Genomic DNA, 14,197 nt, shown 5'->3' with positions numbered 1-14,197 from the left:
ACCCCTAAGGCATCTTCGTCGACGACTTTTGGCGCTGAACCTCAGCTCCCAACGCACCTAACTTTTCTTCCATTCTCTCGTATCCCCGGTCGAGATGGTACACACGCTGGACTTGCGTCACGCCCTCGGCAGCCAGTCCGGCGACGATCAACCCGGCGCTCGCTCGAAGATCCGAGGCCATGACCGGCGCCCCGGTCAGCTTCTTTCGTCCCGTCACCACCAACCGGTTTCCTTCAACGCGGATATCGGCTCCCATCCGCCGCAGTTCCTCGACATGCATGAACCGGCTTTCAAACACCGTTTCGGTCACGACGCTCGTGCCTTCGGCGAGACTCAGCAACGCCACCATTTGAGCTTGCATATCGGTGGGAAAGCCCGGGAAAGGCAACGTCCTGAGGTCGGTGCCTCGCAATTTTTCAGGCATGGTCAGACGCACATGATCGTGGCCTTCCTGCACGTCGGCCCCCGTCTCACGCAACTTCATCAGCACGGCCTCGAGATGGGCCGGACGACAATGCGTCGCGCTGACATCACCGTGCGTCATAGCCGCCGCCGCCAAGTATGTGCCGGCCTCGATGCGATCAGGAATGACTTCATGATCCCCGCCATGAAGTTCTCTCACCCCTTCGATCACAATCACATCGGTTCCCGCTCCTCGGATTCTCGCGCCGCGCTTGACGAGAAATTCGGCCAGGTCCACGATTTCCGGTTCCTTGGCCGCATTTTCTAACGTCGTCACTCCCTCAGCCAATGTCGCCGCCATCATGAGATTTTCAGTGCCGGTGACGGTCGGCGTATCGCAGTAGATACGCTCGCCTCTCAATCGTTTCGCCTTGGCCGTGATATAGCCGTGCTCAATGGAAATGTCAGCCCCTAATTTTGCCAAGCCCGCTAAATGCAGATTGACTGGCCGGGAGCCGATGGCACAGCCTCCGGGGAGAGAAACTTTCGCCTCTCCCCAACGAGCAACCAACGGACCAAGAACCAATACCGAAGCCCGCATCGTCTTCACGAGATCATAGGGAGCTTCCGTCGATTCAATGGCATCGACCTGAATGACCGCTCGATTGCCCTCATGGGATATCTTGGCGCCGAGAATCCCCAAGAGCTTTCCCATCGTCAGCACATCGACGACCCTTGGGACATTGGTGACGACGCACTCCCCGCCGCCCAGAATGGTCGAGGCCAAGATCGGAAGAGCGGAATTTTTCGCGCCGCTGATGCGAACGTCTCCGGCGAGTCTCTTGCCGCCGCTGATGATAATTTCATCCATCCCGTGGTCCTAGCCCGCCCGCCGCGCGATCACCACCCGTTCGATGCCGGCTTCATCGTTGACGGTTTGAAGCCTCGTGTAGCCCCCTGCCTGTTCCGCTGCCCGCCGCACATGTGGAGCTTGGCCCTGTCCAAGCTCCATGACGAGCAATCCACCGGGCACGAGGAATTGCCGTGCATCGTGGAGCAATCGTTCATGGAACTCCGTTCCGCTCCGTCCGGCCACCAACGCCAACCGCGGCTCAAAATCACGGACCTCCGGCTGCAAACCGGCCCAGATCTCTTCGGCGATGTATGGGGGGTTGGACACGATCGCATCCACGGCTCCGTCTACATGACATTCGCGCAAGGGGGATAACAGATCCCCTTCCTTCCAAGTAATTTTATCGCCGACCCCGTGTTTCTCCGCATTACTCTTTGCGACCGTCAACGCATCCCAGGAGCAGTCCAGGGCAAAAATTCGCGTATCGCTCAGGATAGTCGCCAAAGTCACCGCCACACATCCGGACCCTGTTCCCACATCGACCACCACCGCACCTTCTATAAATCGACCTTCTCGAAGAGTCTCCTGGACAAGAAGTTCGGTCTCAGGCCGAGGGATCAACACGGCCGGGTTCACATCAAAGTCGAGGCCGCAAAACTCCTGCGTCCCCAGAATGTACTGAAGGGGTTCATGCGCCATTCGCCTCGAGACGACTGATTCGGCAAGAGCGAGCCCTTCTGCCGACACCGTCTGGTCTCTCCGGCTCGCCAACTCGTGATGTTTCATTCCACACGCGTAAGCCACTAACCAGAGCGCTTCTTGAGACGCATTGGTCGATCCGGCTCTCTCCAAAGAGCGGTGGGCCCACGTGAGCAACATGCCAATCGTCTTCGGATCTGCGGTAATGGGGACGACTATCATGACACGTTGGCGGTTTCGGCCTGTTGCTGTTGCGCCTTCAGCGCTTGAACGATCTCGTCAAGATCACCTTCCATCACCAATTCCAGCTTGTGAAGCGTCATGCCGACTCGGTGATCCGTAACCCGATTCTGTGGAAAATTGTAGGTTCGAATTTTCTCGCTTCGTTCTCCGGTCCCTACCTGGGACTTCCTGTTCTGAGCAATCTCCGCTTCTTGCCTCTCCCGCTCAGCCTCGACAATCCTGGCGCGCAACGTCCGCATGGCCTTGGTCCGATTTTTCAGCTGAGACCGCTCATCCTGACAGGTCACGACCACACCAGTCGGCAGATGTGTAATGCGAACGGCTGAATAAGTGGTGTTCACACTCTGTCCGCCGGCTCCAGAGGAGCAAAACGTATCGATCCGCAAATCCTTTGGATCAATCTGCACGTCCACTTCGTCGACTTCCGGCATGACCGCCACGGTCACGGTGGACGTATGAATGCGACCACTCGCTTCGGTGACCGGAACCCGCTGTACACGGTGAACGCCGGCTTCATATTTAAAATGACCGTAGGCTCCTTTGCCCTCGATTAATGCGACAATGTTCTTATAGCCTCCGATGCCGGTCTCCGAAGCTTCGACGATATCGACCTTACATTTTTTCTTTTCGGCATATTTGACGTACAAGCGAAAGAGCTCCCCGGCAAACAAGCCTGCCTCGTTTCCACCGGTCCCGGCTCGGATTTCCAGCACCAGGCTCTTCTCGTCCCGCGGGTCCCTTGGAATCAAGAATTCCCTGACCTGCTCCTCGATTTCCGCCTGCTGTCGCTCCAACTCAATTCTTTCCTCCGTAGCCAGCTTGTGAAACTCACTGCCGAGCGATGGGTCGGCGAGAATCCCCCTCGCATCCTCCAGCTGCCTCGCACATTCATGATAGGTGTTAAAGAGCCTGGCCGCCGGTTCGAGATCGGTTCGCTCCTTACTCAGTTTGTGCAACAAACTAGGTTGCGTCGCGACCGACGGATCCATGAGCTGATCAGTCAACTCCTGAAACCGTGATGCGAGGCTCTCCCATTTTCTGAATAATGCCGCTTCCATCGTCTCGTACCTAAGACCTTGGTCACACCACGGCGACAAAAAAAGAGACCCTGCTTCGCACACGAAGCAGGGTCTCTTTTCTACCAAGATAGTGCGCTACTTACCCTTCTTCGCGTACTTCTTTTTGAACCGCTCCACGCGCCCTTCGGTATCGACGATCTTTTGCGTGCCCGTGAAGAACGGATGGCAATTGGAACAAATATCGACGCTGATCTCACCGATGGTGGTACGTGTCTTGAAAGAATTTCCGCAGGCGCAGTGAACCGTTGCCTCACGGTAGACCGGATGAATACCCTTCTGCATGACCTACAACTCCTTACCCAAGAATGGCTAACGCGCGTGGTCTCGTCGCTTCCTAAGGGGCAGTACTTTAACCGAAGGAAGATTAAGAAACAAGCACCACATTATCGATTCATCGACTGCAGAAACTCCTGATTGGTCTTGGTACCCCCGATTTTATCCATGAGGAATTCCATGGCTTCCATCGTCCCCAAGGGACTGAGCACCTTCCGGAGGATCCACATCTTGTTAAGACGATCCTTATCCACCAGCAATTCTTCCTTCCTGGTGCCGGACTGACTGATATCGATTGCAGGAAACAGGCGCTTGTCGGCCAAACGGCGATCCAAATGGACCTCCATATTCCCGGTCCCTTTGAACTCTTCAAAGATCACGTCGTCCATGCGACTACCGGTATCGACAAGCGCCGTTGCCATAATGGTAAGACTCCCGCCGTTTTCAATATTGCGGGCCGCTCCAAAGAAGCGTTTCGGCCTCTGCAGCGCGTTGGAATCCAGCCCCCCGGAGAGCACCTTGCCGCTGGGCGGCGCAATGGTGTTATAGGCCCGGGCGAGACGAGTGATACTGTCCAATAGGATGACGACGTCTTTCTTGTGTTCGACAAGTCGCTTCGCTTTCTCCAGTACCATTTCCGCCACCTGAGCATGTCGCTGCGCCGGCTCATCAAACGTCGAACTGATGACCTCAGCCTTCACCTGTCGCTGCCAGTCCGTGACTTCCTCCGGTCGTTCGTCGATCAATAGCACAATGAGTGTGACTTCTTTGTGATTTCTGAGAATGGCCCGAGCGATCGCCTGGAGAAGCATCGTTTTACCGGTACGAGGAGCCGCGACAATCAGTCCTCGCTGGCCTTTGCCAATCGGGGTAATCAGATCCATGACCCTGGTACAGTATTCTTCTCGATCGAATTCCACTTGAATCCGTTCTTCAGGGTACAGTGGTGTCAGGTTATCAAAGAGGATCTTATCGCGAGCGACCTCCGGATCTTCGTAGTTGACCTTCTCGACTTTCAGGAGAGCGAAATATCGTTCACTCTCTTTCGGAGGACGGATCTGTCCGGATACGATATCACCCGTGCGAAGGTTGAACCGACGAATCTGCGACGGTGAAATATAAATGTCGTCGGGACCCGGCAGGTAGTTGGAGTCCGGCGCCCGCAAGAAGCCGAATCCGTCCGGAAGAGTTTCCAGAACACCTTCCCCGAAGACCACGCCGTTTTTTTCGGTCTGAGCTTGGAGGATCGCAAAGATCAACTCCTGCTTTCTCAAATTGGCGGCCCCTTCGATTTTCAGCTCTCGCGCCACATCATTGAGGTCTGCAATTGACTTCTGTTTCAATTCTGCAAGATACATCACTTCCCCCCTAACTACTGACATACGACTCCTCTCGAACCTTGGGTTTGTTACTTTCCGGAATACACTCGAACTGAATTGGTCATGCGAAACGTGCTTTTATGTGGTGATGAGCGTTGCGTCTTGGTCTGTTTGGGTTGGAAATAGCTTGTGGAAGATTCGTTGTCCGCTTCTTTAATTAAACATTCTCTTTATGCACCGCAGGAGAACTTATGCCGTCTCTACATTGCTCCGAGGCCTACAGCCCAAGAGGACCTTTGATCGGCTCGCTTCAGTTACGTCACGCTCACTGCTGCTAGAGTTTGATTCGAGACAGGTTCCGGAGTTGAATTCTTCGATGGAGAGAATCAGCCCAGCCTTGGATGATGGGCTGATGATACTCAGGCATCGACCGGTTGTCAACTAGCATCTGGAATTTTGTTGTCCCCCGCATCATCAATCCTGCTTGGTGTCGCTCACGGGTTGTTCCCTGAATTTAAAGTGTGTTACACAGATACCCTTGAACCACCATCAGACAGCGAGCGCGACATGGCACGTGACGAAAACGAAACCAGCCCGGGCCGCACATTTTCACTCCTCGAAGCCAATCAGCTTATTCCCCAGCTCCAGTTGCATCTGTCAACCGTGCAAGAAGGTAAAACCGTCCTGATGCGAACTCGCAAGGAAGCTAGCAAAGCGTCGGCCAACGCATGTTTTGGCGGTGGGACACCAGCGGGCGTATCGTACGTGAAAAGCCTCCAGGACGTCAGCGCCAACCTCCATGCCATCCATGAGCTGGGAGTCGTAGTAAAGGACATCGACCTTGGGCTGTGCGACTTCCCACATATCCGCGATGGCCGAGTCGTCTACTTATGCTGGAAGCTTGGCGAGAAAGAAGTTCGTTGGTGGCACGAAGTCACATCCGGCTACGATGATCGTTGTCCCATCGAAGAAGATCCCGTTTAGTCCCATACTTCCTAGCAGAGCTCTGAAAACGGCGCCGAACCGCACATTGGATTTCATTAAGCATGAAGTTCGTCATCATCGGCTACGATAGCCCACAAGGGGAAGCCAAACGGAAAATCCATCGGGGCGCACACTTAGCCCACCTGGAACCGTTGGATAGCCAAGGGCGGGTCATTCTTGCAGGCCCCCTTACCGATAAAACTGGAAGCCTCCTGGTGCTGGAGTTTGAGACACAGGAGGAGGCTGAAGACTTCGCCCGCCGTGACCCCTATATGATTCACGGGATTTTTGAGCGAGTTGAAATTCACCCGTTTCTTCAGGTTCTTCCAAAATCATCTCGGCAAGCTCCGTTCATTCACTCCTAAGATTTGGCCTCCTCTTTGGAAGCATTGTCCGATGCTGAACCGAGCGGTATAGTTTCCTTATGAATGTTCGACGTGCATTAAGGATTCTTTTCGTCGTTGCCTCCTTCTTTATTCTGTATCAGTCGGCAAGTGCTTCAGAAACCACAGTAGTGACCGAGGGACGTTATGTGATGGGAGATAGCGACACTCTCGCAATGGCCGAGGAACGAGTCCTCCGGCTGGCTCAGCGCAGAGCGGTTGAAGAGGCCGGACTGTATATCGAGTCCACATTTCACGACATCGAAAAAGCCTCTCTCGGCACGAACTTCCAGTCCAGCACATTGGAGATCCGTACTATTGCTGCCGCGATAGCAAAAACCGAAATCCTGGAATTACGGCGCTCCTTCGACAACGATCGACCGAACTTTTACATCCGTATCCGCGCAGTCGTCGACCTCGACAATCTCCAAGCAGCCGTTCGACGGTGGCAATCCGAAAAGCGATTTGCCGAACATTTCCGTCGGCTTCAGAGCGAGAACGCGGAACTCAAGGCTCAGCTCCGTGAGCTAAGAACCGCTCCCACCGGCGTGCGAACTCTCACCATTGAACCGCTGGGACATTCGAAAGGTCGCGAGCAGGCTCGACTATTGGTCGAGAAAGCGATTCTCTCTCGGCATTTCCCCCAGAAGCTCGAGTTGAGTTCACAGGCGGCTGCTTGGGACCCTCAGTCTGCGGAACCTTTGATCGTGCGCGGGCAAACATATTTGCGACTCGCATCCGCTGCCTACTCCAACAAGTCCAGGCCGAGTGAATATTCCGAATATGTCGACAATGCCCGAATGGATTTCGACCGAGCCATTCTCATTGATCCAAAGAATACATGGGCGCTTCTTGGCCGAGGAGACGTCAACACGTGGCTGCATCAGCCTATGGAGGCCGCTCGCTCATTCGAACAGGCACTTGAGTTGGATCCTTTTTTTGATTTGGCGCGTCATCGCCTCATCAATCTCTATACCGCCGAGGCTCGTAGATTAGCTGCGTTGAAACAGTGGTCATCCGCCCTTACAGTCTTGCAGAAGTGCTTGCCTCCGCAAACCCCTGACAGTTGGATTCCGTATCAAAAAGAAGCCTATTTGCTCAGGAGCGGCATCTACAAGAAGCTGAACCAGCCGACCCAAGCAATCGATGACCTTAGTACGATCCTGCGAGTCGATTCCACTGATAGAGAGGCCTTACTCGCGAGAGCCGAGCTCTACCAGGAAGAGCTGCAAGGGCGTGCGGCGAAAGATGATCTGGAGCATGCGTGCATGCTCGGGTCGACGGCCGCCTGCGAACAGCTTCCATAATCACACTTCTCCCACCCTCACCAGACTTGACCGCAACCAGACTCCACGCACTCATTTGACAATCCCAAATGGCGACACCTATAATGCAGGGGGCTTCAATCGCCAAGCAGCTTCCACCAAATACGCAGACTGAGAGCAAATGGCCTACGCTATCTGCCCAAATAGTGGCCCGAAAGCTCTTTGAGTTGGGCCTTCTGTGACCTTGAACAAGAGTAGGGAAACAGCTTAGAGTAGAAAAAGAGAACCAAATGTACGTGAAAAACCACCGGTTCTTCCATTAACCAAAATTTTCACGGAGTGTAAGTTGTGATGAGTGACTATCGTGTGCTCCCAGGCCCAGAACACTTTCTTCCCCCGGCCGCCGCAAGCATGGGGATTCGCTTGCCGAATCCAGGAGAGGCCCATATCAATGGTGTGATCGCTCCAGAAGAAAAGGCTTATGAAGAAGCGGCACGTCAATTCTTAATGGCAAAAGTACCGACAATTTTCCCAGGTCCTCTCGTGTTGTGGGCCTGGAACGAAAAGGCCGCTAAGAAAGCCACCGCGGTTCGCCACCTTTTTAATACGCTCATTGAATGCGCTCAGCCTGGCCAAAAACCGATGCTGATCCCTATGCCTGATTACCGTCCAAAATATCCAAAAATCAATCCCGAAGTCGAGATCAATCCGAACCATCCGAACTTGACGATCTGGCACAACAGAATCGATTGCTGCATGTTTATCGGAGTGCATTGCCATCAAGCCAACCTGTCGCTGAAGATCATTCGCGGAGGCACTTCTTGTTACACGATCGCGATGTGCGCACAAGCCGGGCACGAAGATGCAATGCTTTCATTCCGCGATGCGTCGGTTGAGAAAATCATGAAGTTGGCCGATACAGTCAAGCGATTGAAAGGCACCGTCCAACCACGGCTGACATCGGCTAAAAATGGGGTTTCAAGTTAACGACCTGGAACCTTTCGGGCCTGTAAAAAGGAGGCTGGATCCATGGCAGATATACACTCAGTGATCGGCACAAAAAACAAAAAAGGCCAGACCTATACAGACACATGGAAAATGATGAACGAGGCTCCACGAACCCCGTCGTTCTATACGGGTTCCGAGGTCATCAAGGAAGCGGTTCGTCGGGCCAGCTGTGATGTGATGATCGCTTATCCCATCACACCGCAGAGTGAAGCCGCCGCATTGATCGGCGAGCTATTCGCTGAAGGCTACATCGGAGACTACTTCCGCGGTGAAAGCGAATTTGCCGTGATGTCGCAGTGCGCCGGTGCTGCGTTTGGCGGAGCCCGTGTATTTACCACGACTGCGGGACCGGGCACGATGCGCGCGATGGAAAACTTCCCGATGTGGTCCGGCGCAAGGTTGCCGATCCAAATGATCGTCACCTGCCGCGGGATTAACTCGCCTCTTTCGATTCAGCCGGACACTCTTGAGATTGCCTATTTGCTGAATACCGGCATGTTGGTATGGCATGCGGAAACGGCGCAGGACTTCTTTGATTGGATTTTAAAAGGCTATATGGTATCGGAAGAACCGGACGTGCATCTGCCGCTCGCGCTCTGCTGCGACGGATTCTTCGTGACGCATACGAAGGATGTCGTCAATCTCACGCCGGCCGACATGTGCTTGCCGCCGTACGATCCCTATCGCTCACCGGTGCCCTGCATGGACATGGAATGTCCGCCGGTCCGCATGATGCGCGATCCGTTCGTGATGAAGAGCAACTACATCAGCTATGCCACCCACGCGTCTTGGCAGCAAGAAATATGGGCTGCGGTCGAACGCTCGCGTAAACATTCGATCCACTGGCTGAACGGCCTGATCGACACGGAAAACACCGACGCGGAAATCATGATCGTGGCATCCGGCACTGCCGTCTCGCAGGGCCGCGAAGCGATCCGACTCCTGGAGGATGAGGGAGTACGTTGCGGACTCATCAAAGTGAAAACATTGCGTCCCTGGCCGGAAGAGGAAATCCGCGAAGCGACGAAGAACGCTAAACACATCTTCGTCCCGGAGTTCAATGTGACCGGCTGGCTGGCAAAAGAGATCAAGGCGACGATTCCCAATCATGAACGGGTGCACGCAGGACCTCATGTCTGCGGAGGCATGACGATGCCACCCGAGATCATCGTGTCTGAAATCAAGACGGCTCTGGGGATGAAAACCTTCTCCCTGGCCGGTCGTGGAAGCTGAGTTGCACTGAATTCAAACCTATGTCGCTCTGCGGAGCGACATTGAGGAGGCGATATGAGCAAAGAGCGTATACAAATATCCGAAGCCTTGTACGATATCATGCCATCGGATTATCAAGACCTTGTAAAGAGCGCCACATACGGCAAAGAAGACCGGGGCTGGAAGGATATCGGAACGTCGAAGGAACTGATTGAGCAACACTCACTCTGTGCCGGCTGTCCAGAATCGATGGCCTTCCGATACATCTTGGCCTCTCTCCCTAATCCGGAAGATACGGTTATGGTCGGCTCAACCGGTTGTACCAGCTTGGTATTTCCGATGGTCGCCGTGCATAACATCCACTCGTTGTTCGGCAACCAGAACGCCATCGCATCAGGTCTTAAACGTGCCTTGAGTGTCCGCTTCCCCGGCCGTGTCAAGGATGTCGTCGTCCTCGCCGGCGATGGTGCAACCGTCGACATCGGCTTAGATATGACGCTGCAGGCCTGGTTCCGCCAGGAGAAGTTCACGACAATTTGTTTTGACAACGAACTGTATGCCAATACCGGCGGCCAGGAAAGCGGATTGATGCAAAAGGGCTTTGTGGCCAAGATGGCACCGGTCGGCAAGTTATTCGATAAGGTGCGGTTGCCTGAAATCGCTCGGGAATCCGGCTGCCATTACGTGGTCAACTGCACGGTCAGCAAACCGTCACTGGTCGAGAAGGTCATCCGCAATGCCGTGCATATTGCCCGTGAAATCGGCCCGACCTATCTCCAGCTCTACACGCCGTGTATCCTGGAAATCGGCAAGAACAGCATGGAAGGTCTCCAGGAAATGCGCGATTCGGAAAAGCCGAACGAGCGGTTCGCCTACAAGGAATATGTCAGCGAGCCGGCCAAGCAACTGCTGGCGGAATTAGCAGCGAAGGATAAGGAACGGAAAGCGGCCGCCAAACAGCTGGCAGGACAAGCATCAGCATAAGTCAGACCGGAGGCAGACATGATTAAGAGACGATTGAATATCCGGATGTCGGGCTTGGGCGGACAGGGCGCGGTCACCGCAGCACATGTCTTGGCCATGGCCGCCAACCGGGACGGTAAGTTCTCCATCTCCAACCCGTTCTTCGGCGCCGAGAAACGTATGGCACCGGCAGAGAGCTATTGCCGCATCGGCATCGAGAGAATCTATGATCGCGGCGAGTTGGTATTTCCTGATGTCATTCAAGTTTTTCATCCCCAAGTCATCACGATGGGCAAAAGCTACACCATGCCGTTCTACTCCGGCGTGAAGGAAGGCGGCGTCGTCATTATTAATTCGGCCCAGCCGTTGCTCTCCGATGAGGATGTGGAACGCCTCAAGGACTTGAACGTCGCCGTATTTTATATCGCCGGCACCGAGTTGGCCATTGAAGTGGCCGGCACTGAGCTATCGACGAATATGGCGATGATCGGTTCTGTCTCAGGCATTACGAAATGCGTCTCGCTGGATGCTCTCGATGGCGCGCTCCAAGAGCGATTCGGAAAGAAGTTCGTGGCCTCCGGAGGAACCGCATCCTTGGACGAAGCGATCAAGAAAAAGTTCGCCAAAAAGGAAATGCTGTTGGCGAAGAACCTGGCAACGGTGAAGGCGGCGTATGAAGTCGCCAGCGAATGGGCTGAAAAGAATAAGATCGAGTTGCGCGTCGGAAATCCGGCCGTCGCCGCCTAAGAGAAGAAGGAACCAACACGTATGTATAACGTAGCGCAGGTCATCGACGAAAAATGCACAGCTAAAAAGGGCTGTCGGCTCTGCATCATGTATTGCCCGGAAGCAAATTGTTTAGACTTGAACAGCTCCAAGATGGTTGCAGAAGTTACCATCGATCGCTGCAAGGGCTGTGAGCTCTGCGTCATCGTCTGTGACGCAGCCAAACATTTCGCCATCACCATGCAGGCCGTCAGCGCGACCGGCCAACTGATGACCAAGAAGGGCGAGTCTGCAGCTTTAGGACAAGCGTATCAGGGATAATTCGTCACGGGCTGAACTTCTCAAAACCCCATGGCGTTCACGCTATGGGGTTTTTCTTTAGGCACGAGGTAACTGATGGAACACGAAGACAATATGATCGATGAGCTGCTCGGCGAGATTTCCGGCTTGATCATCCAATACCCCAAAGCCATCGAGCGGCAGGCTGCGATCATTCAAGCGACGGGCAAAGACCCTGAGCTTGTGGACAAACTGATCAAAGCGGCAGACACGATGCGTGATAGCGGCAACCTCTATCTGACATGGGCCAAACATTATGCCGCTATGGCAAAAGGCAACACAGACGCATCTTCCGATGAAGACGAAACCGAAGATTTCGACGTCTAAAAAATCTCCCTATTCCTCCAAGAGTTTTGCTAGAATAAGACAATCTTTCACTGACCCTTCTGTTCCCCGGTAGCTCAGTTGGTAGAGCAGCCGGCTGTTAACCGGCTGGTCGCAGGTTCGAGTCCTGCCCGGGGAGCCACAGCACTTTTCTCCCCCTTGCCCCTCCCCCTTCTTTCCTAATCTGTAGAAGTCAAAATTTCATCAGGGCTTGACCAGTCCGAGACGGTTTGCAATCACTCAACCAAGATCTTACAGAGCCACCGTCTGTATGAGTTCTCCAGGAAAAAAATGATACGGTTTCGCATTGAATGTCTGCATGTGAGGCCTTAGACTTGAGCCGCAAGCCTATCAGAAGCCCATTCAAGTATTTGCCCAGGCATAGCTGATAGAATGAATTATTTCACAAGGATAGATATCGCCTCGTCGTTTCATCCTCCGATCCCCCTCCGGAACGCTCATCTCATGACCGTTCTCCCTCGCTACCTGCCGCGAGATACGGCCTTGGTGGGATTACCTCAAGAGTCTCGTTTGTTTTCCGTTGAGCCACACACACAGCTTCAGGGATTCTGTCATTGGCAAAACGATCGCAAGGCCTCCCCCACAGCAGTACTCGTTCATGGCCTTGAAGGCTCCAGTGAGTCCCAATATATGCGGGGCATTGCGGTAAAGGCCTATCGAGCCGGCTTCAACGTCGTTCGCATGAATCAGCGCACCTGTGGCGGAACCGAGCATCTCACTCCGACTCTGTATAATAGCGGCTTGAGTGAAGACTACCGCACGATCCTCAATGAACTCGCTCACCGGGATGGGCTCAATCGCATATGGCTGATCGGATATTCCATGGGCGGGAATCTCGTCCTGAAAGCGGGTGGCGAACTCGGCAAGACCCAGCCGGCTCTAGCGGGAATCGCAGCAGTATGCCCGAATATCAACCCGACCATTTGCGCTCGTGCATTGGAGGAGCCTCGCAATTTCATCTATCATCGCCACTTTCTGACACGGTTGAAGTCGAGGCTGCGGAAAAAGGCGGCGCTATTGCCGGGGAAATGGGACCTTTCCCACCTCGATCGGATCGCCACGATCAGCGCATTTGATGATCGCTACACCGCTCACGACGGGGGCTACCGAGACGGAGCCGATTACTACAACCGGGCGGGCGCGCGCCATGTGCTCGATGCCATCGTGGCTCCTACGCTCATCATTACGGCACAGGACGACCCATTTATTCCGTACTCGATGTTTACCGTACCGACGATTCAGCGGCACCCGCACATCCGTTTGCTCGCGCCTCGCTATGGAGGCCATTGTGGGTTTTTCCACCGGGACAGAATCGGAGAGGACCCCTACTGGGCGGAGAACCGAATCGTAGACTTTTTGCTCGGTCGGCTATGACGGACAGTGCGCCGAACTTGCTCCCTGAGCAAAGACGGCTACACAGCTTTACGAGGCTTGAGAGGTTTCATGGCCGCAACGAGAGGAGCGCACTTCCATACCCAGCTGAGGATGAGCCAGATACTGTCGGCCACGATAGCCAGGATGAAGACCCAGTTGTAAATCGCCTTGCCTAGTTTTCCCAGAAACGGATCGAGAGCAAAGAGCAGCACGCCGTAGGCAATAGTGATCGCCAATAGCGTCGCGAGAGGCACAACCAGGCCTTGAAAGGGTACCAGCCACTTCCATTCCAGCGGCGGATTTCTCGCCAACTCTCTGGCGCCCAGCCACCCGATTACGACAGAAGCACTGTAGCCCACGAGTTGGACCAGGTCTGACGCTCGGAGTTTTCCTACCGAGGTTTCGCGAAACAACGACACTTGTCCAAGAATCATGGAAAAGAGAAATGCCAGAACCAGGGCGACGCCATATTCCATCACCCATCGCCTGGCTCCCATAACTCCCCCTCTCACGAAGCATCGCCGTCGGCGCTCACCGCTCGCCGCATGTGCCAAAGCTTAGCACGAGAGGATTCTGACTGAGAAACAAACCGTCATTCGTGAACCCCGCAGCCTAGCAGGCTGCGGGACGACTCGGTTGAGGCCCAAGGGTATGGCTGGAATGTTCCGTACAGTGCTGACGCCTGAATCACTTCAGGATGCTCAAAAAGGCTGCTGAGAACGCCGGCGGC

The 14,197-nt window shown here is 54.3% G+C and carries 16 protein-coding genes and 1 tRNA gene; 11 read left to right on the top strand and 6 right to left on the bottom strand.

Translation table 11 applies throughout. The features are described 5' to 3' along the window. Positions 1–4 precede the first annotated feature (4 nt). From murA to rho, 5 genes are all read right to left on the bottom strand, one after another. Complete coding sequence (murA, locus tag COMA2_RS15790; RefSeq protein ID WP_090900460.1) at positions 5–1,273, bottom strand: UDP-N-acetylglucosamine 1-carboxyvinyltransferase; 1,269 nt, start codon at positions 1,271–1,273, stop codon at positions 5–7. 9 nt (positions 1,274–1,282) lie between these two features. Then, positions 1,283–2,134 carry a peptide chain release factor N(5)-glutamine methyltransferase gene (prmC, locus tag COMA2_RS15785; protein WP_175304660.1) on the bottom strand — a complete coding sequence of 284 codons (852 nt, stop codon included), beginning with the start codon at positions 2,132–2,134 and terminating at the stop codon, positions 1,283–1,285. A 38-nt stretch (positions 2,135–2,172) separates the two neighbouring features. Next, positions 2,173–3,255 (bottom strand): peptide chain release factor 1, encoded by a 1,083-nt coding sequence (prfA, locus tag COMA2_RS15780; RefSeq protein ID WP_090900454.1) that lies wholly within the window; start codon positions 3,253–3,255, stop codon positions 2,173–2,175. Positions 3,256–3,351: 96 nt separating this feature from the next. After that, the gene (gene rpmE, locus COMA2_RS15775) at positions 3,352–3,558 is read right to left on the bottom strand and encodes a 50S ribosomal protein L31 (RefSeq protein WP_090900451.1); all 207 of its coding nucleotides are present in this window, start codon (positions 3,556–3,558) and stop codon (positions 3,352–3,354) included. A 101-nt stretch (positions 3,559–3,659) separates the two neighbouring features. Beyond that, complete coding sequence (gene rho / locus COMA2_RS15770) at positions 3,660–4,907, bottom strand: transcription termination factor Rho (RefSeq protein ID WP_090900447.1); 1,248 nt, start codon at positions 4,905–4,907, stop codon at positions 3,660–3,662. A 528-nt stretch (positions 4,908–5,435) separates the two neighbouring features. Between rho and COMA2_RS15765 the strand changes: the two genes are divergently transcribed. The 11 genes from COMA2_RS15765 to COMA2_RS15715 all read left to right on the top strand — a co-directional run bounded on the left by COMA2_RS15765 (position 5,436) and on the right by COMA2_RS15715 (position 13,467). Next, positions 5,436–5,852 (top strand): DUF2203 domain-containing protein, encoded by a 417-nt coding sequence (locus COMA2_RS15765; RefSeq protein WP_090900444.1) that lies wholly within the window; start codon positions 5,436–5,438, stop codon positions 5,850–5,852. Positions 5,853–5,914: 62 nt separating this feature from the next. Then, on the top strand, positions 5,915–6,217 hold the full coding sequence (locus tag COMA2_RS15760; protein ID WP_090900441.1) for a YciI family protein: 303 nt from the start codon (positions 5,915–5,917) through the stop codon (positions 6,215–6,217). Positions 6,218–6,387: 170 nt separating this feature from the next. Next, positions 6,388–7,542 carry a tetratricopeptide repeat protein gene (locus tag COMA2_RS15755; protein WP_139077422.1) on the top strand — a complete coding sequence of 385 codons (1,155 nt, stop codon included), beginning with the start codon at positions 6,388–6,390 and terminating at the stop codon, positions 7,540–7,542. A gap of 309 nt (positions 7,543–7,851) precedes the next feature. Then, positions 7,852–8,487: a carbon monoxide dehydrogenase beta subunit family protein gene (locus COMA2_RS15750; RefSeq protein WP_090900435.1), complete on the top strand. Its 636-nt coding sequence runs from the start codon at positions 7,852–7,854 to the stop codon at positions 8,485–8,487. A gap of 42 nt (positions 8,488–8,529) precedes the next feature. Further along, the gene (locus COMA2_RS15745) at positions 8,530–9,741 is read left to right on the top strand and encodes a transketolase C-terminal domain-containing protein (RefSeq protein WP_090900432.1); all 1,212 of its coding nucleotides are present in this window, start codon (positions 8,530–8,532) and stop codon (positions 9,739–9,741) included. A gap of 54 nt (positions 9,742–9,795) precedes the next feature. After that, positions 9,796–10,704: a thiamine pyrophosphate-dependent enzyme gene (locus tag COMA2_RS15740; protein ID WP_090900428.1), complete on the top strand. Its 909-nt coding sequence runs from the start codon at positions 9,796–9,798 to the stop codon at positions 10,702–10,704. Positions 10,705–10,722: 18 nt separating this feature from the next. Further along, a complete protein-coding gene (locus COMA2_RS15735) occupies positions 10,723–11,430 on the top strand; it encodes a 2-oxoacid:acceptor oxidoreductase family protein (RefSeq protein WP_090900426.1) in 708 nt (235 codons plus the stop codon). A gap of 21 nt (positions 11,431–11,451) precedes the next feature. Further along, complete coding sequence (locus tag COMA2_RS15730; RefSeq protein WP_090900423.1) at positions 11,452–11,730, top strand: pyruvate ferredoxin oxidoreductase; 279 nt, start codon at positions 11,452–11,454, stop codon at positions 11,728–11,730. 75 nt (positions 11,731–11,805) lie between these two features. Continuing rightward, positions 11,806–12,075, top strand: coding sequence for a hypothetical protein (locus COMA2_RS15725; RefSeq protein WP_090900420.1), 270 nt, complete (start codon positions 11,806–11,808; stop codon positions 12,073–12,075). Positions 12,076–12,138: 63 nt separating this feature from the next. Next, positions 12,139–12,214, top strand: a tRNA-Asn gene (locus tag COMA2_RS15720). Positions 12,215–12,537: 323 nt separating this feature from the next. Next, positions 12,538–13,467, top strand: coding sequence for a YheT family hydrolase (locus COMA2_RS15715; RefSeq protein WP_175304659.1), 930 nt, complete (start codon positions 12,538–12,540; stop codon positions 13,465–13,467). Between the two features lie 38 nt (positions 13,468–13,505). Here the strand turns inward: COMA2_RS15715 and COMA2_RS15710 are convergent, their stop codons facing one another. Continuing rightward, the gene (locus tag COMA2_RS15710; RefSeq protein ID WP_090900414.1) at positions 13,506–13,964 is read right to left on the bottom strand and encodes a hypothetical protein; all 459 of its coding nucleotides are present in this window, start codon (positions 13,962–13,964) and stop codon (positions 13,506–13,508) included. Positions 13,965–14,197 lie beyond the last annotated feature (233 nt).

The organism is Candidatus Nitrospira nitrificans (assembly GCF_001458775.1).
GTDB classification, from domain to species: domain Bacteria; phylum Nitrospirota; class Nitrospiria; order Nitrospirales; family Nitrospiraceae; genus Nitrospira_D; species Nitrospira_D nitrificans.
The sequence above is the reverse complement of the archived record's forward strand: the minus strand, read 5'-3'. Positions and strand labels throughout refer to the sequence as shown.

Excerpts from the sequence above, each read along its gene's own strand:
- murA (WP_090900460.1), bottom strand. The coding sequence starts at position 1,273 with ATGGATGAAATTATCATCAGCGGCGGCAAGAGACTCGCCGGAGACGTT.
- prmC (WP_175304660.1), bottom strand. The coding sequence starts at position 2,134 with ATGTTGCTCACGTGGGCCCACCGCTCTTTGGAGAGAGCCGGATCGACC.
- prfA (WP_090900454.1), bottom strand. The coding sequence starts at position 3,255 with ATGGAAGCGGCATTATTCAGAAAATGGGAGAGCCTCGCATCACGGTTT.
- rpmE (WP_090900451.1), bottom strand. The coding sequence starts at position 3,558 with ATGCAGAAGGGTATTCATCCGGTCTACCGTGAGGCAACGGTTCACTGC.
- rho (WP_090900447.1), bottom strand. The coding sequence starts at position 4,907 with ATGTATCTTGCAGAATTGAAACAGAAGTCAATTGCAGACCTCAATGAT.
- COMA2_RS15765 (WP_090900444.1), top strand. The coding sequence starts at position 5,436 with ATGGCACGTGACGAAAACGAAACCAGCCCGGGCCGCACATTTTCACTC.
- COMA2_RS15760 (WP_090900441.1), top strand. The coding sequence starts at position 5,915 with ATGAAGTTCGTCATCATCGGCTACGATAGCCCACAAGGGGAAGCCAAA.
- COMA2_RS15755 (WP_139077422.1), top strand. The coding sequence starts at position 6,388 with ATGGGAGATAGCGACACTCTCGCAATGGCCGAGGAACGAGTCCTCCGG.
- COMA2_RS15750 (WP_090900435.1), top strand. The coding sequence starts at position 7,852 with ATGAGTGACTATCGTGTGCTCCCAGGCCCAGAACACTTTCTTCCCCCG.
- COMA2_RS15745 (WP_090900432.1), top strand. The coding sequence starts at position 8,530 with ATGGCAGATATACACTCAGTGATCGGCACAAAAAACAAAAAAGGCCAG.
- COMA2_RS15740 (WP_090900428.1), top strand. The coding sequence starts at position 9,796 with ATGAGCAAAGAGCGTATACAAATATCCGAAGCCTTGTACGATATCATG.
- COMA2_RS15735 (WP_090900426.1), top strand. The coding sequence starts at position 10,723 with ATGATTAAGAGACGATTGAATATCCGGATGTCGGGCTTGGGCGGACAG.
- COMA2_RS15730 (WP_090900423.1), top strand. The coding sequence starts at position 11,452 with ATGTATAACGTAGCGCAGGTCATCGACGAAAAATGCACAGCTAAAAAG.
- COMA2_RS15725 (WP_090900420.1), top strand. The coding sequence starts at position 11,806 with ATGGAACACGAAGACAATATGATCGATGAGCTGCTCGGCGAGATTTCC.
- COMA2_RS15715 (WP_175304659.1), top strand. The coding sequence starts at position 12,538 with ATGACCGTTCTCCCTCGCTACCTGCCGCGAGATACGGCCTTGGTGGGA.
- COMA2_RS15710 (WP_090900414.1), bottom strand. The coding sequence starts at position 13,964 with ATGGGAGCCAGGCGATGGGTGATGGAATATGGCGTCGCCCTGGTTCTG.